Here is a 26968-nt window from a genome sequence, read left to right on the forward strand (position 1 = left end):
CTGGCCTCAGCTGGCTTTTTGCAGATAGGTGCTCAGGTGCTTGGGGAGCGCTCTGGCAAGGGCCTCCTCGGGCTTGAGCCAATGGCAGCTCATGATCTCCAGGCCATCGACTATGACCTCTGGCTGGCGGTTCGGATGCCAGGCAAAGATCGTCACCGTGTTCCGACCGCCCGCCGACATTTCGGTGAGTTGCCAGGGATCCTGGAGCTCCTGCGGCGCCACCTGGATCACCAGTTCCTCCTCCAGCTCCCGTATCGCCGCCTGCAGCGGCGTCTCCCCGGCTTCGATTCCGCCACCGGGCAACGACAATTCCCTGCGATAGCTGGTTTCCACCAGCAGCACTCGCCCTTGCCACCAGATGGCCACCAGGGCGCCATGGGTGTGGGGTTTAGCCACCAGCCGATAGGTTTCGTATAACCCGGCGGCCAGTCGGTAGAGATGCAGCCGGGCAACGGCTCGCTTCAGCAGGGACCGCATGCTCACCGCCGTCGTGCTTTTGTCCTCCATGCTGCCTTCCGCCGTCGATTGGACCAGCTGCCCAGTGGGGCCGACTGCCTGGTTCTCGCTGAGGGACTCCCTGCTGCAGCTGCTCACCACCCCAGCCCTGCTGCTGCCTCTGCTGGCGAGCCTGGTTCTGCTGCTCTGTGCCACGGCCCGCCTCGGCTGGGCCTGGCGGGCCCTGCTCCCGGGCCTGGCCGTGCTGCTCGCTTCCTTGCTCTACAGCCCGCTGACCACCGCGGGGCTCAGCGACTGGCTCGACAGCCAGATGCCGCCGCCCCATCCCCCATCCCCAGGGCCGGCCCTGGCCGTGCTGGTGGGCCGGGGCCCGGAGATCGCTGCGGCCACCACCGCCCAGGCGGCGCGCCTGCTGCGCCAGGGCCGGGTGCAACAGATATACGTTTCTGGGGACACGCCGGCCACGGCCCAGCGCCTCCTTGAGCTCGGCGTGCCCCCAGGCCGCATCTCCGGGGACAGCTGCGCCAGCACCACTTGGGAAAACGCCAGCCTCACCGGCGCCTGGATCCGCCACCAAACCGCGGCCTCCTCCCTGCCGGCAATCGTGCTGATCACCGATCCCTGGCAGCTGCCGCGGGCCAGCCGCGCCTTTGAGCGCCAGCAGCTAACTGTGTTCCCGCTTGCTGCCGAGCCTGCCCTCCTACCCGCCCAGCGCAACCGACTAGCCCTGCGCGAAAGCGCGGCAACCCTGCTCTACGGCCTGCAGGGTCGGCTCTGAAATGGGCTCTGAACGCCCCGAACCAAGGGCTTGCTGCAATCCTGCATGCGGGGGGACCTCAAAAGTTTGCATTGAGGGCTCGCAGAGAAAGAGGGGGCTATAAATCAGTTCCATCACCACGCTTATGCATGCCCCTTCGGCGCGAACTGCCGGCGGTCGCACTTTGCGGCCTCGCGCTGTTGACGGGCTGCACTCCCTCAACCCCTGAGGCGGCCAGGCCCATTGTGGTCGACACGATCGAGGCTCGCCCCGTCACCTTCCGCCAGGAGGTGGCCACGATCAGCACCCTTGATGCAGTGGAGGCGGTGCAGCTGGCGGCCCAGGCCGGCGGCCGGATCCAAGAGCTGCGCATTCGTCAGGGGGACCGGGTGCGGCCTGGCCAGCTGCTGGTGGTGCTCGATCAGGCGCAGCTGCAGGCCGAGGTGATGAGCCTGCGCTCCGAACAGGCTAAGGACAGGCTCAACTATGAGCGGTTTGCTTTCCTGGCCCGGGTGGGGGCGGCCAGCATCTTGCAGCGCGATGAGCTGCGCCAGGGCTACATCGCCGCTACCGCCAGCCTGCGAGCCCGGGAGGCAGACCTTGGCTTCCGCGACCTTCGCTCCCCAATCGCTGGGACGGTCGGGGATGTGACGGTCAAGATTGGGGATGTGATCCGGGCCGGCGACCCCTTCACCACCGTGATCCGCAACGGCGAGCTCACGGCCCGCATCGACGTGCCAGCCCGGCTGCGCAACCGGGTGCGGCCTGGCCAGACGGTGATCCTGGAGGATCCGGGCAGCAGCCAGCCCCTGGTGCGCGGTGTTGTCGCATCGATCGATCCCAGTGTCGATGTCGGCAATCAGGTACTGCTGGTGAAGGCCACCTATGACAACAGGAACGGCAACCTGCGCAATGGCCTGCGGGTACGCACCCGCCTGGTTTTGGCCAGCACCAACCAGTTATCGGTGCCTGTGGGTTCCGTCATCCAGTCCTCCGGCCAGAGTTATGTGTACCGTCTCGGTACGCTGCAGGAGCTGGAGCGGGATCCGGGCCAGGCGCCCCTGGAGCGGCTGCGGCAGCTGCCGCCGAATAGCCGTTTCGCCCTGCAGACCCGCGTGCAGCTCGGTTCCCTGCAGGATGCTCGCTACCCGGTGCTGCAGGGCTTGGACGCCAGGGCCCTAGTGATCAGCAGCAACCTACTCAGCCTGCGCCATGGCCTGCCGGTGCAGCAGGCCCAGTCGCAGTAAGGAGAGGAACCCCTATGTCCGCCTCCAACCGTTTCATCCTCAGGCCGGTGCTCACCACGGTCTGCAGCCTGCTGATCGTGATCGCTGGGCTGATCGCTTTGCCGATCCTGCCGATTGAGAATCTTCCCGATATCGCCCCGCCGACGGTGCAGGTGAGCGCGCGCTATCAGGGCGCCGATGCGGTGAGTGTGGAAGAGGGCCTCACCGCGGTGCTGGAGCAGCAGATAAACGGGGTTGAAAACATGGAGTTCATCACCTCCACTAGTGCGGCCGATGGCAGCAGCGCTATCAGCGTCGCCTTCGCTAGTGGCACCGATGGCGCCATCAACCAGGTGAACGTCCAAAACCGGGTGGCGCTAGCCACCCCGCAGCTGCCCGCTGAGGTGCGCCAGTCGGGGGTGACTGTGAGTCAGGCCTCCAATTCGATTCTGCTCGTCTACAACCTGGTCAGCACGGATCCGGCCCGTCCTTACAGCGTCGAGACCCTCAGCGGCAAGCTGGATCAGGGGCTCACCGACCAGGTCCGGCGGGTGCGGGGCGTGGGGGAGATCACCTATTTCGGCAACCGCCGCCTGGCGATCCGGGTGTGGCTCGATCCCGACCGCCTCACCCAGCAGAAACTCAGTGCCGCCGATGTGGTGGCGGCCTTGCAGAGCCAGAACCGCCTGGTGCCGGCCGGGCGGATCGGTGGTGCGCCGGCGCCCGCTGGCCAGCCTTTCACATTCTCGGTGCAGCTGCAGGGCCGGTTGCTGCAAAACGAGGATTTCGAAAACCTGATCCTGCGTAACACCGGCGACGGGGCGCTGGTGCGGCTGCGGGATGTGGGCCGCGTCAGCCTTGGTGGCGAGAGTTACGACATCAGCGCCACCGATCTGCGCGGGGTGCCCTCGGTGGGCCTGGCCATCTATCAGCTCAGCGGCAGCAATGCCCTGGAGGTATCCAAGGGGGTCGAGCAGGTGCTTGCGGAGTTCCAGGCGGGCCTGCCGCCCGGGATGAAGCTCGAGAAGATCTACGACGTCACCGATTTCATCAGCGCTTCGATCGAAGGAGTTAGCAATTCGCTGCGCGATGCGGTGGTGCTGGTGGTGCTGATTCTGTTTCTGTTCTTGCAGGATTGGAAGGCGACGCTGGTGCCAGCGATCGCCATTCCAGTGGCGCTGGTGGGCACTTTCGCTTTTGTGAAGGTGTTCGGCTTCAGCCTCAATCAGCTAACCCTGTTCGGTTTGGTGCTGGCCACCGGCCTGGTTGTGGACGATGCGATCACCGTGATCGAGGGCACAGCGACGCGACGTGCCGAGGGGCTCACTGCCCTGGAGGCCGCCAAGGCGACGATGGCCGAGCTGTTCGGGGCGGTGCTTGCCACTTCGCTGGTGCTATTTGCCGTGTTTCTGCCGGTGCTGTTTTTCCCTGGCGCCACCGGCACGATCTACCGCCAGTTTGCGGCCACGATCTTGTTCGCGATCGCCATTTCCACCTTCAACGCGCTCACCTTCTCGCCGATGCTCTCGGCCCTGCTGCTCTCCCGCCAGGACCAGGAGCCCAGCCGCCGCACCTATGCCATTGCTGGCGCGCTGCTCGGATTCCTCTACGGCCTGCTGGTCAGCGGTGGTGGGGTGCTGCCGGCGCTGGGAATGCTGATCTTGGCCGCGCTGCTTGGTTACGGCCTCAGCCAGGTAAGTGGCCGGCCGCTGCTGCTGCCGGTCTGTGGCGCCGGAGCGGTGGCTGGCCTGCTGTTGGCTGGGCTGAGCAGCCCATTTTTGGCGCTGCTATGCAGTGGTATTGGTGTCAGCGCCGGCTGGTTCACCCCCTGGATCTTCCAGGCTTTCAATGCTTTCTACGGTCGGGCCGAGCGGGCCTACGACAGTGCCCTCAGCGGCGTGCTGCGCCATAGGGGCACGGTGATGGCGGCCCTACTAGGCGGCATCGTGCTCACTGCGGTGGCCTTCAACGCCATTCCTTCCGGCTTCGTGCCGGTGGAGGACCAAGGTTATGCGATCGGCATCGTCCAGGCTCCGGAGGGTAGCTCCGATGCGATCACAAGCTCGATCAACCGGCGGGTGGCAGCAATTCTGGCCGAGGAAAAAGCGATCACGGCGGCGGCTGTGTTCAGCGGCGCCAGCCTCAGCGGCAATGCCCCCAACCGCGGCTTGTTCTTCTTCGGCACCACTAATTGGCAGGAGCGCAGCGCGCCGGATCAGTCGATGGAGGCGATCGTGGCGCGGCTGAACCGACGCTTTGCCAGCCTGCGGGGGGCCAGGGTGATCGCCATCCAGCCTCCCTCAATTCCCGGCTATGGCAATGCCGGCGGCTTCGAGTTCCAGCTGCTCGATCGCAGCGGCGGCGGCCTGTCGCTGCCGCAGTTCTTCAACGCCGCCCGCCGGCTGATCCAGAATGCCAATGCCCAGCCTGAGCTGAAGGGGGTGTTCACCCAGTTCAGCCCTGAGGCTCCCCAGATGGAAATCACCGTGGACCGCGCCCGGTTGGCATCGCTGGGCATCGACTTCGGCCAGGCGATGCAGACGCTCAGCCTCAACTTCGGCGGCGCATACATCAACGACACCTTCCAGGAGGGCCGGGTGCGGCGGGTGTTTGTGCAGGCGGACGCTCCCTACCGCTCTACGCCGCAGCGACTGGAGGATCTCTACGTACCCAGCGCCAAGGGGCAGCCAGTGTCGCTGTCGGAGTTCATTGATATCAGCCCCTCCACCGGTCCGGCGGTGATCCCCCATTTCAACCTCTATCGCTCGATCAAGGTGGAGGGTGAGGCGGCAGCCGGCCGCAGCTCCGGCCAGGCGATAGTCGCCATCCAGAAGGTGTTCGATCAGCTGGGGGTGAGCGGCATCAGCTCCGACTGGACTGGCCTGTCGCGGGAGGAGGTGAAGGCCGGGTCGCTGGCGATCGTGATCTTCGCCATGGGAATTCTGGTGGTCTACCTAGTGCTGGCAGGTCAGTACGAGAGCCTCAGCGATCCGCTGATCATCCTGATGACGGTGCCCGCCGCCATGCTCGGGGCCCTGCTTTTCCTCAGCCTGAGGGGAGAGGTGCTCAACATTTATGCCCAAGTGGGTTTGGTGATGCTGATCGGTCTGGCGGCCAAAAATGGGATCCTGATCGTGGATCAGGCCAACCAGCGGCTGGCAGATGGGCTGCCGGCCTTGGAGGCGGCCCGGGAAGCGTCGCGGGCGAGGCTGCGGCCGATCGTGATGACGGCGATCTCCTCCCTGTTCGGCTTCCTGCCACTGGTACTCGCCAGCGGCGCTGGTGCCCGCAGCCAGACCTCCCTAGGCACGGTGGTGTTCGGCGGCCTGCTGGCGGCCACGCTGCTCAGTCTGTTTGTGGTGCCCGTCTTCTACGTGGTGATGAAGAGCTGGCTCGGCGGTGGTCCCGCGTACGGTTCAGCGGGTTTGCCTGAGCCGATAGCTGCTGCGCCGGAGCCCGGTCCATGAACCGCGGTGCTGGTCGCCGATCGACCAACCGCCGCGTGCTGGCTGCTCTGCTGGCCGGCGCCCTGCTTGGAACGGCGTTGGCACTGCTGCTGCAGGCAACTATCGCCCGTACGGCGACGCCCCTGTCCCCGGCGCGTGCCCTCTGGCAGCTTTGGCTGTTGACGTTTGCGGGGGGCCTATCCGGCTTTGCCCTCAGCACGGTTAGGGAGCTGCAGGCCTCCAACCCGGACCCCGCATACCACCGGCCCCGCCGGCCACCCGAACAGGGCGGTGGCTCACCTTCGGCTCGGGATTCTTAAAATCCGAATGAACTTCATGGTTTTTGGGAGGAATTGCGTACCTCCTCGGTTTCCTGAATGGTGAGCCTGCTGATCAGCACCCCCATGACAGCAGCTATGTAAAAAGTTCCCGTAACGGCGATCATCACGCAGATCATGCTTGCTGGCGCTGTCATGGGCACTACATCGCCATAGCCCATGGTGGTAAGACTAACGAAGGCAAAATAATTCAACTCCGCAAAGTTAAGCCCCCATACCGAGTGATCCAGGCCAACTGCCCCGCTGCCGATGTCAATGCCCCGGAAGCTGCCCGGCTGGATGGTTTCCAGACCGCACAGCAACAGACCGCTGGCAAGTCCCAGCATCAGATATCCAGCCAGGGCTCCCTGCAGCACGGCCCCATTTATTCTGGATTCCCGCGCCAGTCGCTGGATCAGCCGAATGGCACTCCAGCCACCGAATATTGTCCATAACAGGATCACTGGGATGCCGGTGTTGCGCATCTCCACGGGAGTCAGGTTCCATAACAGCCAGAAAGCTATAGCAGCAATGCCGAGCAGTCTGTAGGGCTTGGAAGGCGCGCCTCCTGTGGCGGACTCCCTGGGTTCTGGACTTAAGCCCTGAATCAGGACGATTCCCAGAGCCAGATAGCCGAACGAGGCTAGTCGACTCCAGGGCATGGGTAGGCCAAAGCAGATCATCAGGGCGATGCATGAGAGGAGCAGGCGCCTGTAGGAGTGAGATCGCTGCATTGATGTTGCTCCACTGGATTTAATTATTTCACGCTTGGGTCGGAGCCTCACGGCTGCGATTCATCATGCTCCGCGAGCGCGCAGAGCCCGCTGCAGCTTAGCCGCCCTGCCTGGCCCGTTCTTCTCAAGATTTCGTAACACGATTCCGTAAGTTGAACGGCAGAGTGGTGTCGCATATGGTTTTCAAGGGGGCGACACCTGTTTAATTGTGTAACCCCAGAGTTTGACTGGAATTGCCGACCCTGCTTGTCAGGCTATTTCTGATTAGCTACTTCGCTCGCTGATGCTGAGAGGTTGGCGGCGGCCAATTTAAGATTCTAAATGCAATAATAGCAAGCAGAAGAGAGTATTAATAAGGGCCCGTCTTGGTAGTGCTGAAAATAGTGATGGTGCGCCGGCTGGAGCCCAGCCAACCCCGCTAAGCGCTGAGCTGGCTGCGCGCCCATGCAACCTGGCTGCTTAGGCGGCTATCAGCGGCATTGGCCTGCTGATCGGCACTGCATCGGCGTCTCTCCGTCTCGTCAAATGCTGGCCGATTGGGCCCGCTCGTGCCCCGGCCTGTGGGCCGTTGGCAATTGATGAGATCCGTTTGCCTCAGAAGGAGCTGAGCCAAAGACCAGCTGAGAAGAGAATGGGTCGCCTGAGATTCGAACTCAGGACCAATCGGTTAAAAGCCGAGTGCTCTACCGCTGAGCTAGCGACCCGCGCCCTCTGGGCACGTATGGAACGTATCACCCAGCGGCCACATCCTCCAAGGGGGCCAGGGCAGCCGGGAGAATGGCCAAACCTTGTGCCCCAGTCCATGGGATGTCTGACTGGCACCACTCCCTGGCCTGATCCCTGGCCTGAACCCAGGATTGATCCCCTGGCCTGGGTAGCGGATTCAGCCGTCGTCATTGGCGATGTGAGGCTTGCCGCCGGCGCCAGCCTCTGGCCCACCGCAGTGGCCCGCGGTGATGTCTGCCCGATCCTGGTGGGCGAGGGCAGCAACGTGCAGGACGGTGCGGTCCTCCATGGCGATCCGGGCCAGCCCGTGACCATCGGAGTTGACGTCACCATTGGCCACCGGGCGGTGGTGCATGGCGCCACCCTTGAGGACGGCTGTCTGATCGGAATTGGCGCGATCGTGCTCAATGGAGTCACGGTGGGGGCAGGGGCCCTGGTGGCCGCCGGCTCGGTGGTCACCAGGAATGTGCCCGCCGGTGCCCTGGTGATGGGAGCGCCTGCCCAGGTGAAGCGCCAACTCAGTGCCGAAGCCCAGGCCGGGCAACGCCAGCACGCCCGCCACTACCGGCAGTTGGCCATGGCCCACGCCCAGGCCCGCAGGGAAAACGGATGAAGACAAATCCGGAATCCAACGGGCATCGGGGGCGGCACACTAATTAAGATCAGAGAATCCTGTTTCCCCACCTTCCATGGACGCTCGGCTGCTGCTGGTTGTCGCTCCGATCCTGCTGGCTGCGAGCTGGGCCGTCTTCCACATCGGTAGGGCCGCGGTGGGCCAGCTGCAGTTGATGCTTAAGCGCGCCCGCGCCTGAGCCTGGTTTGGGGCTCCTAGGGTCGGATCCCCAGGCCCTTGCACCGGTGAACTCCAGTCCTGCACCCCTTACCGGCGCCAGCTGGGATGTGATTGTGATCGGCGCCGGCATCGGCGGCCTGGTCACAGCCTCCCAGTTAGCTGCCAAGGGGGCCAAGGTGCTGGTGCTTGAGCGCTACCTGATTCCAGGCGGGTCGGGCGGCAGCTTCAAGCGCGCCGGTTACACGTTTGACGTGGGCGCCTCGATGATCTTCGGCTTCGGCGAGGAGGGCCATACGAACCTGCTCACCCGCGCCCTGGCCGACGTGGGTCAGCACTGCGACACCATCCCCGATCCGGCCCAGCTCGAATACCACCTGCCCGGTGGTCTCAATGTGGCGGTCGACCGCGACTACGGGCGCTTCATCACCGACCTCTCGGACCGTTTCCCCCACGAGGCCAAGGGCATCCGCGCCTTCTATGACGCCTGCTGGCAGGTGTTTCGCTGCCTCGACGCGATGCCGCTGCTGTCGCTGGAGGATCCGGCCTATCTGGCCAAGGTTTTTTTCCGGGCACCGCTGGCCTGCCTGGGGCTGGCCCGCTGGCTGCCGGTGAACGTGGGCGACGTGGCCCGCAGGCATATCAGTGATCCGGCCCTGCTCAAGTTTATCGATATGGAGTGCTTCTGCTGGAGCGTGATGCCGGCCGATCTCACACCGATGATCAATGCCGGCATGGTGTTCTCCGATCGTCATGCCGGCGGCATCAACTACCCCAAAGGTGGCGTGGGCGTGATCGCCGCCAAGCTGGTGGCGGGGCTCGAAAGCCATGGTGGCTCCATTCGCTACCGGGCCCGGGTCTCCCAGGTGCTGCTGGAAAACGGCCAGGCCGTTGGGGTGCAGCTGGCCAGCGGCGAAACCATCCGCGCCCGCCGCGTGGTTAGCAATGCCACCCGCTGGGACACCTTCGCGGGCGAGGGTTCCCCAGCTACCACCCTCGTAGATGGGGCCCATACGCCGGCGGCCGAAACCACCTGGCGGCGGCGCTACCGGCCCTCGCCATCATTTCTCTCCCTGCACCTGGGTATCGATGCTGCCCTTGTGCCCGCTGGCTTCCACTGCCATCACCTGCTGCTTGAGCGCTGGGAGGAGATGGAGGCTGAGCAGAGGGTGATCTTCGTGTCGATGCCCACCCTGCTGGATCCTGCGCTGGCCCCCCCCGGCCACCACATCCTCCACAGCTTCACCCCCAGCTCCATGGAGCACTGGCAGGGGCTCAGCCCATCGGCTTACCGGGCCAAGAAACAGGCCGACGCCGATCGGCTGATTGGTCGCCTGGAATCGATCCTGCCGGGACTCAGGGGCGCCATTCGCCACCGGGAGGTGGGCACGCCCCGCAGCCACCGCCGCTTTCTGGGGCGCATGGGCGGCAGCTACGGGCCGATCCCGGCGCTACGGCTGCCGGGGCTGCTGCCAATGCCCTTCAACCGCACGGGCATCGGCGGCCTCTACGCCGTGGGGGATTCCTGTTTTCCTGGCCAGGGGCTCAATGCGGTTGCCTTCAGCGGTTTCGCCTGCGCCCATCGGATCGGCGCAGACCTGGGCCTCAATCCCTGGCGCCTGCCGGCCTGAGGGGATGGCCTCGGGCTCAATGCAGCTGGCGGTAGACGGTGCCCAGCCCCCGCAGGATGAATTCAACTCCAATTGCCAGGGTGAACAGACCCATGATCTTGGTGAATATGCTGAGGCCCGCCTCACCCGCAAATCGCACAATTCGCGTGCTGAAGCTGAACACCAGATGATTTACCAGTACTAGGGCTGCGATTGCGGCAAGTAAATTCAACTTGGCTGTTGCTTGATCGGCCAGATTGGCGAAGAGAATCACGGCCGAAAATGTGCCGGCGCCGACCGTCAGCGGGATGGCAATCGGCACCACAGCAGAGGCGTAAAGCTGGGCATCACTTCCGCAATAGGCCTGGTCTTTGATTTCAATTGCCTTGATATCTAGGGCACTGGGCTGGCGTGATTTCATCATCTCAAGCCCCACGCCGGCGAGTAGCAGGCCGCCGGCAATCTGAAAGGAACTTATCGAAATCCCGAAGAAATCCAGCACCGCAGTGCCAACCAACATGAACAGCACCAGCATGGCGAGGCAGGCCCCACTGGTGATCAGGATCATGCGCTTGACCTTGGCGCGAGGCAGGCCGTGGGTTTGGGCCAGGAAGGCACCAATTGCCGAAACGTTATTGCCGATTGCCAGCAGACCGATCAAGTAGTGCTGAAAGGTGCTCGGTTCCATCAGTGATGAAAGGCTTGCTCATCCTGATTGGATTCGGGCAGGGGGGCGGACAGGCCATCAAACCATTGGACGGCCCGGCGAATGTCATTCAGCAGCTGATCGGCCATGTCCCGGCTGAAGCCGGCCCGCACCACAAACCTCAACACCGCCATCTGGGTGCAATCGGCGGGCATGGTGTAGGCGGGCACCTGCCAACCACGGGCGCGTAATTTCTCAGACAATTGAAATACGGACCAATTTTCAATCGCCGGATCCAATTGCACTGCAAATACCGGTAACTGGCCAAGGGGATGGCTCACCAGCTGGAAGGCTGAAAGCGCGGCTATCGAGTCGGCCAGATAACAGGCGATCGCCTCAAGAGTTGCCATGCGCTGGCTGTAGCCAGCGTGGCCCAGATGGAGGAAATTGAAATATTGGGCCACTACCTGGGCACCCGGCCTGGAGAAGTTCATGCCAATGGTGGGCATCTGGCCGCCGAGATAGTTGACGTTGAAGCGCAGCTCCTCTGGCAGGGCTGCCTGCTCGCGCCACAGAACCCAGCCCACCCCGGGCAGCACCCCGCCGTACTTGTGACCGCTGGTATTGATCGACTTCACCCGCGGCAGGCGGAAATCCCAGAGCAGATCGGGCGAGTTGAAGGGTGCCACAAATCCACCGGAGGCCGCATCCACGTGTATCGGGATGTCCAGACCATCGCGCGCCTCAAGTTCATCCAGGCAGCGCTGAATCTCGGCGATGGGCTCATAGCTGCCATCGAAGGTGCTGCCCAGAATGCCCACCACGCCGATCGTGTTCCCATCGCAATGGGCCGCAGCCTCCTCGCCGTTGAGCTGGAGCCGCTGGGGCGTGATCGGCACCAGACGGGGCTCCACATCGAAATAGGCGCAGAACTTGTCCCAGCAGATCTGGGTGTTTGAGCCCATCACCAGATTGGGGCGCCGGTCATCCAGCCCCGCCGCCTGCCGCCGCTGGCGCCAGTGCCACTTGAGCACCATGCCACCCAACATGCAGCCCTCACTCGATCCCGTGGTGGAGGTGCCAACGGTCTGGTCGGGATTCTCCGCATGCCAGAGGTTCGCCAGGATCCGCAGACAGCGCTCCTCAAGCTCCGCCGTCTGGGGATATTCGTCCTTGTCGATCATGTTCTTTTCAGCGCACTCCTGCATCAGCAGCAGTGCTTCGGGCTCAATCCAGGTGCCCACAAAGGTGGCCAGATTGAGCCGTGCGTTGCCATCCAGCATCAGGTGATCGTGCACCAACTGATAGGCCAGATCGGCCCCCAGGCCCGATTCAGCCAGTTGATCGCGGGGAATCTGGGTTGGCAGATTCAGCTGGGAGAAGCGATGGCCCAGTTCGGAGTTCAGATCCAAACCCGCTGGACGATTGGGCAGGCTCACCGATCAGGCGTAGGCAGGGGGCAACGCAACCTAGGCCTGGCTGCATAGGCTGGCAGGTATGCCCGGAATCCCCCCACCCAATTCTGCAGATCTGGCTCGCTACCTAGAGCAGCGCGGTGAGCTCGCCAAGCCTTGGATGCTCCAGTTGCTGCGGCTAACCAAGCTCAAGGAGGCCAAGGACAGCATGGATCCGGATGCCTACCTGGCCAGCCTGCAGGAGGCCCATGCCGATCTGATGCGACTCGGCGAATTCTGGAAGGGCCGAGAGCAGGAGGTGTTCACCGGCCAATACCAGCCTGCCGAACTGATCGAACCCCTGCCCGGCTCGCCCGAGGATCGATGAACTCAGCCCTGGGCCCAGCAACCCCCGTTAGTTACCCGATGGCACCGCTGATCCGGCTCACCCTGATCGGCCTCTACCTCGCTTTGGTCGCCCCCTTGCCGCTGCTGGCCAGCGGCGCTGTGCGGGGAGCCCTCTGGCTGGCCCTGCCGCTCGGATTTGTTCTGGTGTTCGCGGCCACCAGCGAGCAGGTTGAGCTCAGCGATGGCGGTATCCGCGTTGGCCATCCGCTCTGGTGCGCCTGGCTGCTGCGCCGGGGCTGGAACCTGCCCTGGACGGCCATCAGGGCTCTCACGCCGGTGACCACGAGCCAGGGGGGCCGGGTGTTCTACGTGCGATCAACTGACGGAGCTGCCTACCTGCTGCCCCAGCGGGTTGCTGGCTTCGAGGATTTTCTTGGTCGTTTCTCCGAGGCCACCGGCCTTGATACCGGCTCGATTGGCCGGATCAGTCCGCCCTGGACCTACCAGCTACTGGCAGTCCTCAGTGGCGCCATGCTCGTGGGGGAATTGGTAGTTGCCCTGGCGCAAGGTTGATAACACCAGGTTGATCACACCAGGCTGATCAGGCGAGGCTATTAAGGGGCTGGCGGGCGGGCTCTTCTTCGGCAGCAGCTGGCTCTGGCAGGGTTTCGAGGCTGAAGCGATAGCCCTGTTGGCGCATGGTTTCGATGCCGCCCCCCTCGCCCAGGCCGGCCTGCTCGAGTTTGCGCCTGAGGGTGAGCACCTGGGTGTCCACCGAGCGGGGCCCACCGCTGAACGGAGGCCAGGCCATTCGCAACAGCTCCTGGCGACTGCGCACCACTCCGGGGGGCATCAGCAGTGCACAAAGCAGGGCAAATTCCCGCGGACTCAACTCCACAGGTTGGTCGCGCAGGGTGACTTGGCGCAGCAGCACATGGACTTCCAAGGGGCCGACGCAGACCCTCTCCTGCAGGCCGCTGCCACTGCGACGCAGCAGGGTGCGGCAGCGGGCGGCCAGTTCTTCCAGGCCAAAGGGCTTGCGCAATACGTCGTCGGCACCCGCATCAAGCAGGGTGACAACCGGCTCAGAGCCGGTGCGGGCCGTGAGCACCATCACGGGACAGCGCAGCTGGGCCGCCAGCCGCAGGGCCGAACTCTCATCCAGCAGTTCGGCGCTGATCAACAGATCCGGAGACTGGTCTTGACAGACCTCCAGGGCTTCCCGGGCGGTCGCCACGGCCGCAGCCAGGTGGCCATCCTGACGCAGGCGCTGGGCCAACACCGTGCGCAGGGTGGCATGGGGATCCACCACAAGCACCCTCTGGGGCTGATTTCCAGCCTGGGGACCCTGCTGAATGGTTGGAACTGGCGGAGTTGGGGAGCTGATGGTGTACGACCTCAGGCACTTCTACGGTAATGGAAGTGGCCGAGGAAGGTGCGAATCAGCTGTGGGGGTGCCCCAACCAACCCCGCTTCGCACCTGCTGGCCTAGGGGGGCAGAATGGACCTAGGGCTGTTGACCCCATGACCGCGCTCCAGCATCCAGACGCCATCCGCCACTTCCAATCCCTGTGTGATGCCTGCCAGGATTTGGCCCACCGCTTCCACAGCCCTGCCGAGCTGCGCCTCTATGCAGACGGCTATTTGCATGCCTTGAGACGCACTGCGGTGCTCGATCCGCTCAGCCAAAGACGACTCGAGGAGCTGATCGACCGCTGGATCATGGATCCTTCCAGCTTTGTCGGGCCGGACGGAGACCCCCGCATCCTCTACGAAACGGGGCGTCGCTGAAGCGGCCTCAGCTGGCTAGGGCAACCTCGAGGGTCTCGCGCAGCTCTCCGGAGTTGTACATCTCGATCAGGATGTCAGAGCCACCGATGAATTCCCCTTTCACATAAACCTGGGGGATGGTGGGCCACTCGGAAAATTCTTTGATGCCGTTGCGTATCTCCGCATCGGTGAGGACGTCAAAGGTTTCAAACGGCACCCCAACGGAGTGCAGGATCTGCACCACGTTGTTGGAGAAGCCGCACTGGGGCATCAGCTTGTTGCCTTTCATGAACACGAAAACCGGGCTGGTGGCCAGCAGCTCTTCGATGCGTTGGCGGGTAGGGGCGTCCATGGAATCAGGCGGGGGTGGATGTTTGCAGGGCCAGGGCGTGGATTGCTTCGCTGGCCAGTTCTTGGCGCAGGGCGCCGTAGACCAGCTGATGCTGTCTGACACGGGTGAGGCCACTGAAGGCCGAGGAGATCACCGTGACCTGCAGGTGGTCGCCGCCGCCGGTGAGATCTTCGACCTCCACGGAGGCATCTGGCATGGCCAGGGTGATGGCGGCCTTCACCTGGTCGGGATGCACCATCGAGCAATCAATGCGGCGAAGTTCTGGAATCTAAGGGGCTCAGCCGCCCGGTGACGCAGCTGCCCCGGCCGTGTAGGGGCTTGCGGCAAAGCCGATTTCCACCAGGCTCTGGTAGGCCTTGCGTCCCTCTGGATTGGCCGGCGTCATCACCTTCACCACCTCTACTAATAGGGGCACTGCCACCTCGGGCTGGTTCTGGCGGCGGAACACCGCGGCCAGCCGCAGGTTGGCCTGGGCCATGGCTTCAAGGGTCTCACGTCCCTTCTGGTCCATCTCTCGGGGGATACGGGCATCGAGGCCGCGGAATGAACCGCTAAGGTCGCGGTAGAAGCCCAGCAGCCGGCGAGAGGCATCGCGGGCTTGGTCGTAAAACTTGCGAGCCTCCGCCAGATTGCCACTGGCAGCGGCGGCATCACCACGGGCCAGCAGGGCCCTGACCCCGTCGAGGCTGAACGGGCTGGCAGATGATTCCAGGGCCCTCTGGGGTTCTTGCTGGGCATGCACCGCAACTGGGGCCAGGAGGGTGGCCAGGGCCGTCAGGGCCAGGCCCATAACGCAGAAGAGGTGGGTCGATCTCCGCACAGCCAGCAATCACAATCGATCCAACTCTAGGCGGCGAGTTCAAGGGCTCCGCGGGCCTGGCTTTCGGCCGCCTGCATCGCCTGGGCTAGCTGGGCGGTGCAGGCGATCGCCGCGGACCTCCCGCCCGCACCGATCGCCAGGGGGGGGGCGAAGCAGAGCGCTGCCCGCCCACCCCAGCGGGGCGGCGAATGGTCGTAGGCGATGCCCACTGGAACGAGCGTTACGGCCACCCCTTGAGCGGCAGCCAATAGGGCCAGCCGGGCCAGGCCCTGGTGCAGGTGTATGGGGGCTTCTTGCCGCTGGATCTGGCCCTCTGGAAAGACCACCAGTTGCTGGCCACCTGAGAGCAGATCCAAGGGGTAGCGCAGGCTCGCCATGGAGGGCCTGCCCTGATGCACTGGGAAGCAGCCCAGGCGATGCAGCAACCAGCCCTGCAGCCCTCGCATCTCGTCCACCGTGACCATGAAGCGGCAATCCCGGCCCGTGACACGGCGCCCGGCTGCGTGGGGCAGCAGCAGGGCATCCCAGCGGGAGCGGTGGGTGGGGGCCAGCAGCACCGGGCCGGAACTGGGCAGGTGCTCCTGGCCCAGCACGAGCACCTGGCTGAAAAACAGTTTCAGGGCTATGTCCTGGCTGACCACCATCGCCAGGGGGGCCAGCCAGGGATTGATGCCATTGCACAGGCCCCGTTCCCGGGGAGAAACCACTGGGCCCGACTGCACCGCCAACAACGGAGGAATGGGAATTTTTACGACGCTAGAGGGCCTGGACGCTCACCCGAAGCCGCTGCGGGCAGTTGGAGGGGCGTCCTGCTTGGCTGGGCGCTGGAGGGCGGGGGTGGCATCCATAGGATCTCGCCGGGCCCTTCCCCAGCCTCTCCCCCCCATGGCCAGCCTCGGCGTCAATATCGACCACATCGCCAACGTGCGCCAGGCCCGCCGCAGCTTGGAGCCCGACCCGGTGAGCTACGCCCTGCTGGCTGAGCTCGGCGGTGCCGATGGCATCACCGTGCACCTGCGCGAAGACCGCCGTCACATCCAGGACCGCGATGTGGAGCTGCTGCGCCAGACGCTGCGCACTCGCCTCAACCTGGAGATGGCCGCGACGCCTGAGATGGAGGCGATCGCCCTGCGGATCGGGCCCGACATGGTCACCCTGGTGCCGGAGAAACGCCAGGAGGTCACCACCGAGGGGGGCCTGGATGTGGCTGGCCAGCCCGGCCCCCTGGGGGCGATGGTGGAGCGGCTCCAGCACGCCGGTATCGGTGTCAGCCTGTTTGTGGATGCCGAGGCGGTCCAGCTCGAGGCCTGTGCTGCCAGTGGGGCCCGTTGGGTGGAGCTCCACACCGGCGCCTACGCCGAAGCAGGCTGGGCCGACCAGCCCCGCGAACTTGCCCGGCTCTGCGAGGGCAGCTTCATCGCCCGCAGCCTGGGCCTGCGGGTCAATGCCGGCCATGGCCTCACCTATCAGAACGTGGAACCAGTGGCGGCGATTGAAGGGATGGAGGAGCTCAACATCGGCCACACCATCGTGGCCCGCGCCCTTGCCGTGGGGCTGGAGCAGGCGGTACGCCAGATGAAGTCCCTGGTTCAGAATCCGCGCCACGATCCCCTGTTCGGCAGCCGCCAGCCATGAGCACATATCACTTCATCGCCGCCAGCGAACCATTCCTCACCGTCGAGGAGCCCCTCGAGGAGGTGTTGCGGGAGCGCACGCGCCATTACGGCGAGCAGGGCAAGGCGATCGATTTTTGGCTGGTCAAACGGCCGGCCTTTCTCCAAGCCCCCGAGCTCGAATCCCTGGCCGCCGCCGTGCCCCGTCCAGCGGCCGCCGTGGTTTCCACGGACGAGAAGTTCATCACGTTTTTAAAGTTGCGGCTGGAATACGTGGTGTGCGGACGCTTCGAAGCTCCCAGTGCCTCGATCGCCGACCCCCTCGCCGGCGGAGCCAACTAAAACAGGCCCAGAAAGCGCTTGCGAGGGCCAGGGTCGCCGTCTTTCTCCTGCTGCCCGTCCTGCTTGTAGCGGGGCTTGTTGTCGCCGATGGTGAGCAGGGCCTCCTTGTTCTTCCACCACACCCAGTCGCGGATCGGGGGGGTGTTGGCCAGCTGCTGACGGCTCAATCCCAGGCCCAATCTGGCTGAGGCGTCCAGCAGCACATCCAGCATCTCCTCACCGTTGCGGCAGCGGGCCAGGGCTTCATTCGTGCGCTTGGCCCCATTGAGGGCCTTGACAAGGGCATTGACCCGCTGAACCACCGACAACGACGCTGGGTTCATTGGGCTAGCGGCTCGCTGCTGCGACCGTACCAGCGATGGCCGGTGGGGGGGCTGACAAGCGGACGGTCATCGGGCGAGACTGGATCCAACGCGATGGACCGATGACGTCCCCCTCACGGACCTGCCACCACTGGGTGATCGGGGACGTCCATGGCTGCGCCGACTCCCTGGAACGACTGGTAGCCCGATTGCCGAGCGGCGATCGCCTCGTCCTTTGCGGGGATGTAATCAACCGCGGGCCCCAGATTCGCCGCACCATGGAGCTGGCCTGGGGCCTGGTGGAATCGGGCCGGGCCGTGTGGCTCAAGGGCAACCACGAGGCCGACCTGGTGGCCGCCCTCAACCAGGGCGACTGGTTTGCCCACCGGGCCCTGGCCGGTTCCGACACCTACCGCCAGCTTGGCGATCGTCACTGCCGCATCTGGCAGGAGCGGCTTGCCCAGTTGCCCTGCACCTACGGCGGCCCGGGTTGGCTCGCCACCCACGCCGGTTTCGATCCCGCCACCTGGCAGGTCGACCTCAGCATCCGCATGGCTTTCTGGCAGGCCTATGACGGCCGCTTCGGTGAGGTGGTGATCGGCCACACCCCTGGCCCCTACGTGCGGCGCCTCGGCCAGATCGTGATGGTCGACACCGGCGCCTGCTACGGCGGCGAGCTCTCGGCCTACTGTCCGGAAACCGGCGCCGTCCGTTCCGTTCCTGGCCTGCAGCAGGGCCAGTTCGGCAGCTTCAGCCAGCAGCTCCAGAGCTGCCTGCCTTGATCCCCCACCGCTGAGCCAAGCCATTGCTCACCGTCTTCCGGGGCAACCGGGCAGAACATCTGGCCGAACTTCTGGCCGCCCAGCTGCGGCTGAACCCCCCGGGCCCCTTCGACGAGGTGCAGGTGGTTGTGAACACCTGGCCCACCAGCCGCTGGCTCGGCGAGCAACTGGCCCTGAACCTCGGGGGCATCTCGGCCAACATCCGCTATCCCTTTCCAGGCAGCCAGCTGCGCCGGATCGTCAATGGGCTGCTGGCCGATGCCCCCGGCGACCGGGATCCCTGGCGGGCCAACCAGTTGGTGTGGCCGGTGCTGAACCTGCTGCCCGAGCTGATGGAGCAGCCCGAGGGCGCCTCCCTGCGCCACTGGTGGAGCTGCCGCCAGGGCCGCAGCGGTGAACTCGATCGGGCCCAATGGCAGTTGGCCCGCAGCATCGCCGACGCCCTCGACGATGCGGGCCTTTACCGCCCTGACCTGCTGGCGGCCTGGTGGGCCGGCGAGGCCAGTGCGCCCGAGCAGGCCTGGCAGCGGTCGCTGCTGTTGCAGCTGCGTGACCTCCTGGGGGTGAAACCCTTCGGATTGCGGCTGCTTGACGCCATCGCCCTGCTGGAGCAGGGACCGGCGGCAGCAGCGGAGCTGCCCAACCCCCTGCGCCTCTTTGGGCTCAGCAGCCTGGCGCCGATCCAGGTGCAGCTGCTTCAGGCCCTGAGCCTCCACACCCAGGTGGATCTCTACCTGCTCACGCCCTGCCGCGACCTGTGGCAGCGCTGCACCAGTCGTCGCCAGCTGCTCAGCGATGCCATCGCACTGCGTCAGCCCCTTGATGGCGAGTGGCTGCTGCAGGCCTCTGGGATGGAGGCCCGTTTCGGGCGCCTGGGCGGCGAATTTCAGCAGTTGCTCGAGGGCAGCGGCGAAAGCGAGCTGGGCCAGGGGCAGGAGAAGGATCTGTTTGTGGCTCCCGCCGCCGGCCATCACGGCCCGGGGCCTGCGCCCCTGCTGCATCAGCTGCAGCAACAATTAGTGGATCCGGCTGGCCAACCCCAGCTGCAGCTGGCTGAGGCAGACAGCTCCCTGGAGTTTCACCGCTGTCCTGGCCCCCTGCGCCAGGTGCAGATCGTGCGCGATCGCATCCTGCAGCTGATGGCCGCAGACCCCACCCTCCAGCCCAGGGACGTGCTGGTGATGACGCCCCAGGTGGATGCCTTGGCGCCCTTGGTGGCGGCCGTGTTCGGCGATGGCGACGCCACCGGCGTGAGCCTCAACTGGCGTCTCACCGACCGTAGCCAGCAGAGTGAGGCCAGCCTCAGCCGCAGCCTGCTGGCGCTGCTGGCGCTGGCCGGAGAACGGCTCACCGCATCGGCCCTGGAAGCCCTGCTGGAGAGCCCTGCCCTTCAGGCCCACTTCCAGCTCAGTGGGGCTGAGATGGCAGCGCTCCATCCGCTGCTGCAGCGCTGCGGCTTCCGCTGGGGCCTCGATGCCGAGGAGCGGGGCGGCCTGGCGGGCGGCAGCCTCGCCTGGGCAATTGACCGCTTGCTGCTCGGCCTGGTGCTGCCGGAGGAACCCGGTCTCGCCCCGGCCGAAACCGCCCCTTTGGCCTGCGGTGAGAGTGTGGAGCTGGTGGGCCGCTGGTTGCACCTGCTCACCCGGCTGCGCCACTGGCTCAAGGAGCTGCGGCGGCCCCGCCACTGCGATCGCTGGAACAGCTGTCTACGGGCCCTGCTGGTCGACCTGTTTGGGGAGGGCGGGGCCCAGGCCTGGGAGCTGCCCCTGGTGCTGGCCGCCATCGACGACTGGCAGCAGGCCGCCGCGGGCTGCGATCTGAAGCTGGAGGCGGCGGTGGTGGCCGCCGTGCTCGATGAGAGCCTGGCGGCCGATTCGGGCCGATTCGGCCACCGCAGCGGCGCCCTCACCATCAGTGCCCTGGAGCCGATGCGGGCGATTCCGCACCGGGTGGTGGTGCTGATGGGGCTCGATGCGGGCGTCTATCCGCGGCAGCAGCAGCGGCCCGGCTTCCACCTGTTGGAGCAGCAGCGCCGTCTCGGCGACCCCAATCCCGCCGACCAGGACCGCTACGTGCTGGTGGAGTCCCTGCTCTCGGCCCGGGACCACCTGCTGGTGAGCTGGAACAGCCGGGACCCCCGCAGCGGCGAGGAGCTGCCGCCTGCCACCCCGGTGCGCCAGTGGCTTGAGTGGCTCCAGGGCCAACTGGCCTGTAAGGGCAGCCGCCTGCTGGTGGACCACCCCGCCAACCCCCTTGACCGGGCCAATTTCCAGCCGCTGGCTGGGCGGCCGCCGGGCAGCTGTGATCGGCGCCTGCTCCGCGCCCGCCTGTTGCTGGACCAGCCCGCAGGACTTGACCCCCCCCAGCCCCTGGCCGCCAGCGAGCCCCCAGCTGAGGACCCTCCAGCGGCCGAGACCAGTCGGGGGAGCGATTCCTATGCCGACCTGCGCGACTGGCTGCTCGCCCCCCAGGCCACCTGGCTGCAAGCGCTGGGGCTGCGGCCGCGGGAGTGGGCCGAGCGGCTCGATGACCTCGATCCCCTCAGCCTCGATGAACGGGGCCGGGCTGCCCTGCTGCGCCAGGCCCTCGCCAACCCCAACCCCAACAACATCGCCATCGACCTGGCCGATAGCGCCACCTGGCTGGAGCGGCACCGGGGCCAGGGCCTGTTGCCGCCCCTGGCGGCCGGTGAGCTTGAGGCCGGTGTGTTGAGCCAACGCTGGCGCAGCCTCCAGGCCAGCCTGGAGGCCCTGGGGCCCGAGCACCGGGACCAGGCCCAGTGGCAGAGCTGGCATCAGGAGCTGCTGTGGCGAGGTTCCTCCCTGCTGGTGCTGCATACGGCCAAGCCCCGCAGCCGCCACCGGCTGGAGCTGTGGCTGGCGCTGCTGCTGGCCGCCGCCGCCGACCAGGACCCCAGCGGCGGGGTGGTGGTTGCCCGCGGCGAGCGTGACTTCGGCGTGGCGCTGCGCCTGCTGGCGCCGGAGAGGGATTTCGCCCAGCGGGAACTGCAGCGCCTGGAGGCCCTGCGGCAGCAGTGGCGCCATCGCTGCTGGCCGGTGCCGCCTGAGACCGGCTGGGCCCTGCTCGAGAAGGGGCCGGAGCAGGCCATCCAGACCTGGGAGGGCTCCGGCCAGCGGGGCCCCGGCCAGCTCCGTGGCGAACGCCAGGAACCGGAACAGGCCCTCTGTTTCGGCAGCGACCTCAGCGGTGCCAGCCTGCTGGCCAGTGGGGTGGTGGCCGCCCAGGCAGAGGAGCTACTGGCTCCCCTGCGCCAGCAGCTGCCATGACGACGCTGCCTCCCCTGGCCGAGCAACCCTTTGAGGCCAACGCCTTCCCGCTGGATCCGGGCATCCGCCTGCTCGAGGCCAGTGCCGGCACCGGCAAGACCTTCGCCCTGGCCCAACTGGTGCTGCGCTACGTGGCCGAGGCCGAGCTGAGCCTGCGTCAGCTGCTTGTGGTGACCTTCACCGATGCCGCCGCCGCCGAACTGCGGGACCGCATCGGCCAGCGGTTGCAGTTGGCCCTGGCCTGTCTGGATGATCCGCAGCTGGAGGCCCCCGATCCCACCCTGGCCCAGTGGCTGGAGCGGCAGCGGCCCCGGGCGGGATCCCTACGGGCCCGGCTGCTGCTCGCCCTCGAGCAGCTCGATGCCGCCGACATCACCACCATCCATGGCTTCTGCCGCCGCAGCCTGCAGCGCCAGGCCCTGGAGGCTGGCCTGCCCCCTGAGCTCCAGCTCGAAAGCGACAACGGCACCCTGGTGCGCCAGGTGGCCCACGACTACTGGCAGCGCCAGGTGTTGCCCTTGAAAAGCACCCTGCTGGCTGGGCTGCAGCAGCGGCTGGGTGGCCCGGAGCGGCTGGAGAGCCTGCTGCGTCAACTCGATGGCGACCCGGCCCTCCAGCTGGAGCCCCTGCCGCCAGAAATCGATGCTGATGCCCCCCTGCCCCCCCAGCTCGAAGCCCTCTGGGCTGGGGCCTGGTGTCGCTTTCAGCGGCTCTGGGGCGACCATGGCCGCGCCCTGGAGGCGGCTTTCTGCTGCTCCGCCGGCCAGTGGCGCGCCCTGGGAATTAAATCCACCACTCCCTACAGCCCCCGACCGACCAAGGACCGTTGCGCCCTGGTGGACGGCTGGATCGCCGCCCAGCCCAGCGGCGGTGACTATGGGGCTACGGCCGGCGGCGGCGCCGGGGGGCTGCTACGCGACTACTTCCACCCGGGTGCCTTTCTCAAGCTGGCTCGCGGCATCGAAGGGGAGCGGCCATCCCTGCCGGAGCGCCCCCTGCTGGAGGCAATCGCCCAGGTGCTGGACGGGCCGGCGGAGGCCCTGCTGCTGCATGCCTGCCACTGGGGCCGGGCCGAGTTGAACAGGCGCCGTCGCCAGAGTGGCCGGCTCGGTTTCGCCCAGCTGCTGGAGGGCCTCGATCCAGGCGAGCAGGCCAGCACCCCCCTTTTGGAGGTGGTGGGGCAGCGCTACGCCGTGGCCCTGGTCGATGAGTTTCAGGACACCGACCCGATCCAGTGGCGAATCCTCTCGCGGGCGTTCCAGCCCGGGCGGCACCGGCTGGTGCTGGTGGGCGATCCCAAGCAGGCGATCTATCGCTTTCGCGGCGGCGAATTGGCCACCTACCTGCGGGCCCGCCAGGCCGCCATCGCCGGGGGGGGCATCAGCAGCCTCACCGACAACTACCGCTCCACCGAGGCCCTGATCGCAGGCCTCAACGGGCTGATGCGGCCGGGCCTGCGCCGCAGCGGCCTGCCCGTACCCCCGGTGCAGGCCAAAGTGACTCGGAGCGGCCTGGTTTTGCCTGAGGGTCAAGCCCCCTTGCAGTTGCTCTGGCTTGGCGGCCAGCGCCGGGCCGGGCAGAAACCGCCAAGCCGCAGCAGCTTGGAGCGGCAACTGCCCGGCCAAATCGCCAGCTTCATCACGGTCCTGCTCAAGCGGGGCCTCGACGCCAACGCCATCTGCCTGCTGGTGAGCACCCATCGCCAGGCCGAAGCCCTGCGGGGCGCCCTCGAAAGCTGTGGCATCGCCAGCCGGCTGGTGAGCCAGGGGGATGTGTTTGAAAGTGCCGGTGCCACTGCCCTGCAACGGTTGCTGGATGCCCTGGCCGAGCCCGGCCGGGCCCAGCGGCTGCGGTTGCTGGCCGCATCGCCCCTGCTGGGCTGGAGTGCGACCCAGATTGCCAAAGCCAGTCAGGACGAATGGAGCAGCCTGGCCGCTCGCCTGGCCCAGCTCGCCGCCCAGCTGCCCCGGCGGGGGCTACTCGGCGTGCTGGCCAGCCTGCTGGAGCAGCGGCAGCTGGCCCGGCTCTCCCTGGGGGGGCGGGTGCTGGCGGATCTGCAGCAGTGCGGCGAGCTGGTAGCGGAGCGGATCCACTCAGACCAGCTGGGGGCGGCTGCGGCGGCCGACTGGTTGCGGCGGCTGCGGCTCGATCCCGACCGCTCCGTGCCCGACGCCCACCAGCCCCATAGCGATGGGGTGGATGCGGCCGTGTCGGTGGTGACCGTGCACCGCAGTAAGGGGCTGGAATATCCGGTGGTGATCTGTCCCTACCTGTGGCAGGCCCCCGGCGGCAGCCAGGGACCCCAGCGACTCGGGGTGCGCTGGACACCTCCGCAAAGCGGTGATCCCCTGCTGGACCTGCACCTGAACGGTCACTGGGGTACGGGCCATGCCGCCAGAGACCAACAGCTGCAGGCCGAACTGCAGGAGCGGGAGCGCCTTGCCTATGTGGCCGCCACCAGGGCCCAGCAGCTGCTCGTGCTGGCCTGGGGCCCGGCCCAGGGGCAGCAGGGCAACCCCCTCCACCCCTGGCTCTTTGACCAGGACGATCCCCCCTCTGCCCACCAGGATCCCTACGGGGGCCGCAGCGATGGCGAGTGGCGAGAGCTGCTGGAGCAGGAGATCGCTCGCCGCCAGCTGCAGCTCACCCTGGTGGATCCCCCCGCCGCCAGCGGCGCCCCCCTCCAGGCCTGCGCCCCCCTAGCGGCCGAGCCGCTGCAGCGGGGCCCGGTGCCCTTGGCGCCTTTCGACACCACCTGGGGGCGGAGCAGCTACACCAGCTGGACCCAGGCAAGCCACAGCGCCGCCCCCGACGCCCTCGAAGAGGGCCGGGAAACCGATGCCCTGGCCATGGAGCTCGAAGTCCAGCCCGGAGATGACCCGGGCCCCCTGGCCTGGACAGAAGACGGCCCTTTGGCCAGCTTCCCCAGGGGCGCCCAGGCCGGGGATTGCCTGCACCGGATCCTCGAGCAGATCGATTTTCGCCAGAGCGTGGCCCACCAGAGCGAAGTTTGTGCCAGGGAGCTCCAGCGGGCCGGTATCGCCGCGCTCCATAACGAAGCGGTGCTGCTCGGCCTTGAGCAGCTGCTGGCCACGCCCTTCGGCGGGGAGCTGGGGGGTTTCCAGCTGGCCCAGCTGGCCCAGGCCGAGCGCCTCAACGAGATGAATTTCGACCTGCCCATCACCCTGGTGCGGGCCAGCTCCCTGGCGAGTCCATTCGCTGCCCACCCCCAGGGCTGGTTCGGGGGCGCCTACGCCGAGCAGCTGGCCCGGCTGGAGCTGGCCAGCCAGGGCTTCCTCACCGGCTCGATCGACCTGGTGTTTCGCCATGGCGAGCGCTGGTGGGTGGCCGACTGGAAGAGCAACTGGCTGGGCGAGCGAGATGGCCAGGGCCAGCCCCTCCACTGCGGTCCACGCCACTACGGCGCCGCCGCCATGGCCGAGTTGATGGCCACCAACCACTACCCCCTGCAGGCCCACCTCTATCTGGTGGCCCTGCACCGCTACCTGCGCTGGCGTCTGCCGGGATACAGCCCCCAGCTCCACCTCGGCGGCTATGCCTATGTATTTCTGCGCGGGGTTCCCGGTGCCACCGAGGCGGGGGCGGTGCCGGGAGTGTTTCTGGAGCGCCCGCCCCTGGCGCGGCTGCTGCAGCTAGACCAGAACCTGGGGGGGCCAGCATGAGCAGCTCGCCCCCAGCCCAGGAGCAACCGCGCTGGCTGCAGGCCCTGGCAGCTGCCCTGGGGGAAGCCCTGCCGCGGCTGCACGGCTGCAAACCCGATCCCCTGGTGGCCGAACTGATCGGGGCCCTGGCCACGGCCCTGGCCGAGGGCCAGCTGGAGATTGCCGTGCCCAGTGCCCTCCATCAACAGGCCCTGGCCAGATCGCCGTTGGCCGCCGAGCCCGATGGCCCGCTGGTGATGACGGATGGGCGATTGCAGTGGCGCCGCTGGCAACGCCAGCGGGAAGGGGTGCTGCAGCAGCTGATCGAGCGGGCCCAGCGGCCCCTGGAGGCCGGTGGCGGGGCAGCTCCCGCAGCCCAACTGGAGGGTCTCGACCCTGATCAGCAACTGGCCGTCAGGGCAGTGCTGGAGCAGGGCCTCGTGCTACTGGAGGGCGGCCCGGGTACCGGCAAGACGAGCACTGTGGCGCGCATGTTGGTGGCGCTGGTGGCCGAACAGCCGGCCAGTCGCCTCCAGCTGGCCGCCCCCACCGGCAAGGCCGCTGCCCGGTTGCGCGCCGCCCTGGCGGGCACAGACCTGCATCTCCCCTGCAGCACCCTGCACCGGTTACTGGAGAGCCGGGGCGATCGCTTCGGCCGCAATCGCCACAACCCCCTGGCCCTCGACCTACTGGTGGTGGATGAGGTGTCGATGGTGGATCTGCCGCTGATGCAGGCCCTGCTGGATGCCTTGCCAGCCAGCTGCCGGCTGGTGTTGGTGGGCGATGGGGCCCAGCTGCCGCCGGTGGGTCCAGGCTCGGTGCTGCTCGACCTGCAGGAGCCCGCTCGTCGCCTCGCCCTGGGCAGCGCCGCCATTGAGCTGCGCACTACTTACCGCAACAACGGCCGTATCGCCGCCGTAGCGGCGGCGCTCCGGGAGGGGGAGCAGCCGCTCGAGCCCCTGCTGGCCCGCATGCTGGACCCGGCGCCAGCCGACTCAAACCTGCAGTGGCTCCAGGCGCCCTCCCACTGCTTACCAGCAGCCCTGCTGGAGCGGTTGCGGCGCCACCAGTTGGATCTCGAGCAGCTCTGCCGCCACTGGGCCCCCAATGATTCCTCTGCCACCAGCTCCCTGCTGGGCGCCCTCGATCGCTGCCTGGTGATGTCTCCGCTGCGCCGCGGTCGCTGGGGGGTCGGGGCCATCCACCAGGCCCTGCTGGGGGAAGCCGCCACCCGATCGCCCCAGCACTGGCCCCTCGGCACACCGGTGCTCTGCCGCCACAACCTGGTGGACCTTGGCCTGGCCAACGGCGATGTGGGCCTGGTGGTGGAGCATGGCGGCGAGCGCCGGCTGCTGTTTGCGAACCCGGGCAGCCCCGAGCCCCTCTGGATCCACCCGGCCCAGCTACCGGATGCCGAGCCGGCCCTGGCCCTCACGGTGCACAAGGCCCAGGGCAGTGAGGCTGAGGAGGTGTGGGTGCTGATGCCCGCCACCGGCCGGCCCCAGCAACGCCTGCTCTACACGGCCCTCACCAGGGCAAGGCAGCTGGCGATCCTGATCACGCCGGTTACCACCCCCTTTTAACAGCC

Annotated in this window: 26 protein-coding genes and 1 tRNA gene; 16 read left to right on the plus strand and 11 right to left on the minus strand. The window is 66.7% G+C overall.

The genetic code is table 11. The features are described from left to right. Positions 1-6: 6 nt before the first annotated feature. Entirely contained in the window at positions 7-477 is a 471-nt protein-coding gene (locus H8F27_RS12800) for an NUDIX hydrolase (protein ID WP_197148498.1), read from the minus strand. Between H8F27_RS12800 and H8F27_RS12805 the strand changes: the two genes are divergently transcribed. The 4 genes from H8F27_RS12805 to H8F27_RS12820 all read left to right on the plus strand — a co-directional run bounded on the left by H8F27_RS12805 (position 476) and on the right by H8F27_RS12820 (position 6205). Beyond that, entirely contained in the window at positions 476-1234 is a 759-nt protein-coding gene (locus H8F27_RS12805; RefSeq protein ID WP_231596266.1) for a YdcF family protein, read from the plus strand. The genes H8F27_RS12800 and H8F27_RS12805 overlap by 2 nt on opposite strands. 128 nt (positions 1235-1362) lie before the next feature. Beyond that, positions 1363-2460 carry an efflux RND transporter periplasmic adaptor subunit gene (locus H8F27_RS12810; protein WP_197148499.1) on the plus strand — a complete coding sequence of 366 codons (1098 nt, stop codon included), beginning with the start codon at positions 1363-1365 and terminating at the stop codon, positions 2458-2460. Positions 2461-2474: 14 nt separating this feature from the next. Further along, positions 2475-5906, plus strand: a complete 3432-nt coding sequence (locus H8F27_RS12815; protein WP_197148501.1) for an efflux RND transporter permease subunit — start codon at positions 2475-2477, stop codon at positions 5904-5906. After that, positions 5903-6205, plus strand: coding sequence for a hypothetical protein (locus tag H8F27_RS12820; RefSeq protein WP_197148503.1), 303 nt, complete (start codon positions 5903-5905; stop codon positions 6203-6205). The genes H8F27_RS12815 and H8F27_RS12820 overlap by 4 nt, the downstream gene beginning before the upstream one ends. A gap of 14 nt (positions 6206-6219) precedes the next feature. Here the strand turns inward: H8F27_RS12820 and H8F27_RS12825 are convergent, their stop codons facing one another. Continuing rightward, the gene (locus tag H8F27_RS12825; protein ID WP_231596267.1) at positions 6220-6864 is read right to left on the minus strand and encodes a potassium channel family protein; all 645 of its coding nucleotides are present in this window, start codon (positions 6862-6864) and stop codon (positions 6220-6222) included. Between the two features lie 704 nt (positions 6865-7568). Beyond that, positions 7569-7640, minus strand: a tRNA-Lys gene (locus H8F27_RS12830). A gap of 98 nt (positions 7641-7738) precedes the next feature. Between H8F27_RS12830 and H8F27_RS12835 the strand changes: the two genes are divergently transcribed. The 3 genes from H8F27_RS12835 (at position 7739) to crtH (ending at position 10083) form a co-directional block, all read left to right on the plus strand. Then, positions 7739-8275, plus strand: a complete 537-nt coding sequence (locus H8F27_RS12835) for a gamma carbonic anhydrase family protein (protein WP_197148507.1) — start codon at positions 7739-7741, stop codon at positions 8273-8275. A gap of 76 nt (positions 8276-8351) precedes the next feature. Next, entirely contained in the window at positions 8352-8474 is a 123-nt protein-coding gene (locus H8F27_RS12840; protein ID WP_197148508.1) for a photosystem II protein Y, read from the plus strand. Positions 8475-8520: 46 nt separating this feature from the next. Continuing rightward, positions 8521-10083, plus strand: a complete 1563-nt coding sequence (gene crtH, locus H8F27_RS12845) for a carotenoid isomerase (protein WP_197148512.1) — start codon at positions 8521-8523, stop codon at positions 10081-10083. Between the two features lie 16 nt (positions 10084-10099). Here crtH and H8F27_RS12850 read toward each other — a convergent pair whose 3' ends face one another. Both H8F27_RS12850 and H8F27_RS12855 read right to left on the minus strand, forming a co-directional pair. Further along, the gene (locus H8F27_RS12850) at positions 10100-10750 is read right to left on the minus strand and encodes a MarC family protein (RefSeq protein WP_197148514.1); all 651 of its coding nucleotides are present in this window, start codon (positions 10748-10750) and stop codon (positions 10100-10102) included. Then, on the minus strand, positions 10750-12147 hold the full coding sequence (locus tag H8F27_RS12855) for a glutamate decarboxylase (RefSeq protein WP_231596268.1): 1398 nt from the start codon (positions 12145-12147) through the stop codon (positions 10750-10752). Before H8F27_RS12855 ends, H8F27_RS12850 begins: the two co-directional genes overlap by 1 nt. A 58-nt stretch (positions 12148-12205) precedes the next feature. Here H8F27_RS12855 and H8F27_RS12860 point away from each other — a divergent pair, with 58 nt between their 5' ends. After that, a complete protein-coding gene (locus H8F27_RS12860; protein WP_197148516.1) occupies positions 12206-12490 on the plus strand; it encodes a hypothetical protein in 285 nt (94 codons plus the stop codon). 38 nt (positions 12491-12528) lie between these two features. Further along, on the plus strand, positions 12529-13023 hold the full coding sequence (locus H8F27_RS12865) for a hypothetical protein (RefSeq protein ID WP_197148518.1): 495 nt from the start codon (positions 12529-12531) through the stop codon (positions 13021-13023). Between the two features lie 28 nt (positions 13024-13051). Here H8F27_RS12865 and H8F27_RS12870 read toward each other — a convergent pair whose 3' ends face one another. Beyond that, positions 13052-13807 (minus strand): response regulator transcription factor, encoded by a 756-nt coding sequence (locus H8F27_RS12870; RefSeq protein WP_231596676.1) that lies wholly within the window; start codon positions 13805-13807, stop codon positions 13052-13054. Positions 13808-13974: 167 nt separating this feature from the next. Between H8F27_RS12870 and H8F27_RS12875 the strand changes: the two genes are divergently transcribed. Continuing rightward, positions 13975-14241: a DUF6761 family protein gene (locus H8F27_RS12875; protein ID WP_197148521.1), complete on the plus strand. Its 267-nt coding sequence runs from the start codon at positions 13975-13977 to the stop codon at positions 14239-14241. A gap of 7 nt (positions 14242-14248) precedes the next feature. Here the strand turns inward: H8F27_RS12875 and grxD are convergent, their stop codons facing one another. Genes grxD through H8F27_RS12895 form a run of 4 tightly spaced genes read right to left on the minus strand, consistent with a single transcriptional unit; the run spans position 14249 to position 16099 of the window. Then, a complete protein-coding gene (gene grxD / locus H8F27_RS12880; RefSeq protein ID WP_197148523.1) occupies positions 14249-14572 on the minus strand; it encodes a Grx4 family monothiol glutaredoxin in 324 nt (107 codons plus the stop codon). Between the two features lie 4 nt (positions 14573-14576). After that, positions 14577-14810 (minus strand): BolA family protein, encoded by a 234-nt coding sequence (locus H8F27_RS12885; protein WP_197148525.1) that lies wholly within the window; start codon positions 14808-14810, stop codon positions 14577-14579. A 39-nt stretch (positions 14811-14849) separates the two neighbouring features. Beyond that, complete coding sequence (locus H8F27_RS12890) at positions 14850-15362, minus strand: hypothetical protein (protein WP_197148527.1); 513 nt, start codon at positions 15360-15362, stop codon at positions 14850-14852. A gap of 56 nt (positions 15363-15418) precedes the next feature. Further along, positions 15419-16099, minus strand: coding sequence for a 1-acyl-sn-glycerol-3-phosphate acyltransferase (locus H8F27_RS12895; RefSeq protein WP_231596269.1), 681 nt, complete (start codon positions 16097-16099; stop codon positions 15419-15421). Between the two features lie 178 nt (positions 16100-16277). Between H8F27_RS12895 and H8F27_RS12900 the strand changes: the two genes are divergently transcribed. Both H8F27_RS12900 and H8F27_RS12905 read left to right on the plus strand, forming a co-directional pair. Then, positions 16278-17027, plus strand: coding sequence for a pyridoxine 5'-phosphate synthase (locus H8F27_RS12900; RefSeq protein WP_197148529.1), 750 nt, complete (start codon positions 16278-16280; stop codon positions 17025-17027). After that, positions 17024-17347 carry an MgPME-cyclase complex family protein gene (locus H8F27_RS12905; RefSeq protein WP_197148535.1) on the plus strand — a complete coding sequence of 108 codons (324 nt, stop codon included), beginning with the start codon at positions 17024-17026 and terminating at the stop codon, positions 17345-17347. The genes H8F27_RS12900 and H8F27_RS12905 overlap by 4 nt, the downstream gene beginning before the upstream one ends. On the opposite strand, the gene H8F27_RS12910 is transcribed toward H8F27_RS12905, so the two are convergent. Beyond that, entirely contained in the window at positions 17344-17670 is a 327-nt protein-coding gene (locus H8F27_RS12910; protein WP_197148536.1) for a hypothetical protein, read from the minus strand. The genes H8F27_RS12905 and H8F27_RS12910 overlap by 4 nt on opposite strands. Before the next feature lie 101 nt (positions 17671-17771). Here H8F27_RS12910 and H8F27_RS12915 point away from each other — a divergent pair, with 101 nt between their 5' ends. Genes H8F27_RS12915 through H8F27_RS12930 form a run of 4 tightly spaced genes read left to right on the plus strand, consistent with a single transcriptional unit; the run spans position 17772 to position 26963 of the window. Beyond that, positions 17772-18431 (plus strand): metallophosphoesterase, encoded by a 660-nt coding sequence (locus tag H8F27_RS12915; RefSeq protein WP_197148538.1) that lies wholly within the window; start codon positions 17772-17774, stop codon positions 18429-18431. A gap of 23 nt (positions 18432-18454) precedes the next feature. Next, positions 18455-21718: an exodeoxyribonuclease V subunit gamma gene (locus H8F27_RS12920; protein WP_197148540.1), complete on the plus strand. Its 3264-nt coding sequence runs from the start codon at positions 18455-18457 to the stop codon at positions 21716-21718. Next, complete coding sequence (locus H8F27_RS12925) at positions 21715-25401, plus strand: UvrD-helicase domain-containing protein (protein WP_197148541.1); 3687 nt, start codon at positions 21715-21717, stop codon at positions 25399-25401. The genes H8F27_RS12920 and H8F27_RS12925 overlap by 4 nt, the downstream gene beginning before the upstream one ends. Then, positions 25398-26963 (plus strand): ATP-dependent RecD-like DNA helicase, encoded by a 1566-nt coding sequence (locus H8F27_RS12930; RefSeq protein ID WP_197148542.1) that lies wholly within the window; start codon positions 25398-25400, stop codon positions 26961-26963. The genes H8F27_RS12925 and H8F27_RS12930 overlap by 4 nt, the downstream gene beginning before the upstream one ends. The last annotated feature ends 5 nt before the right edge of the window (positions 26964-26968 follow it).

It is taken from the genome of Synechococcus sp. CBW1108 (assembly GCF_015840335.1).
GTDB lineage: Bacteria > Cyanobacteriota > Cyanobacteriia > PCC-6307 > Cyanobiaceae > Cyanobium_A.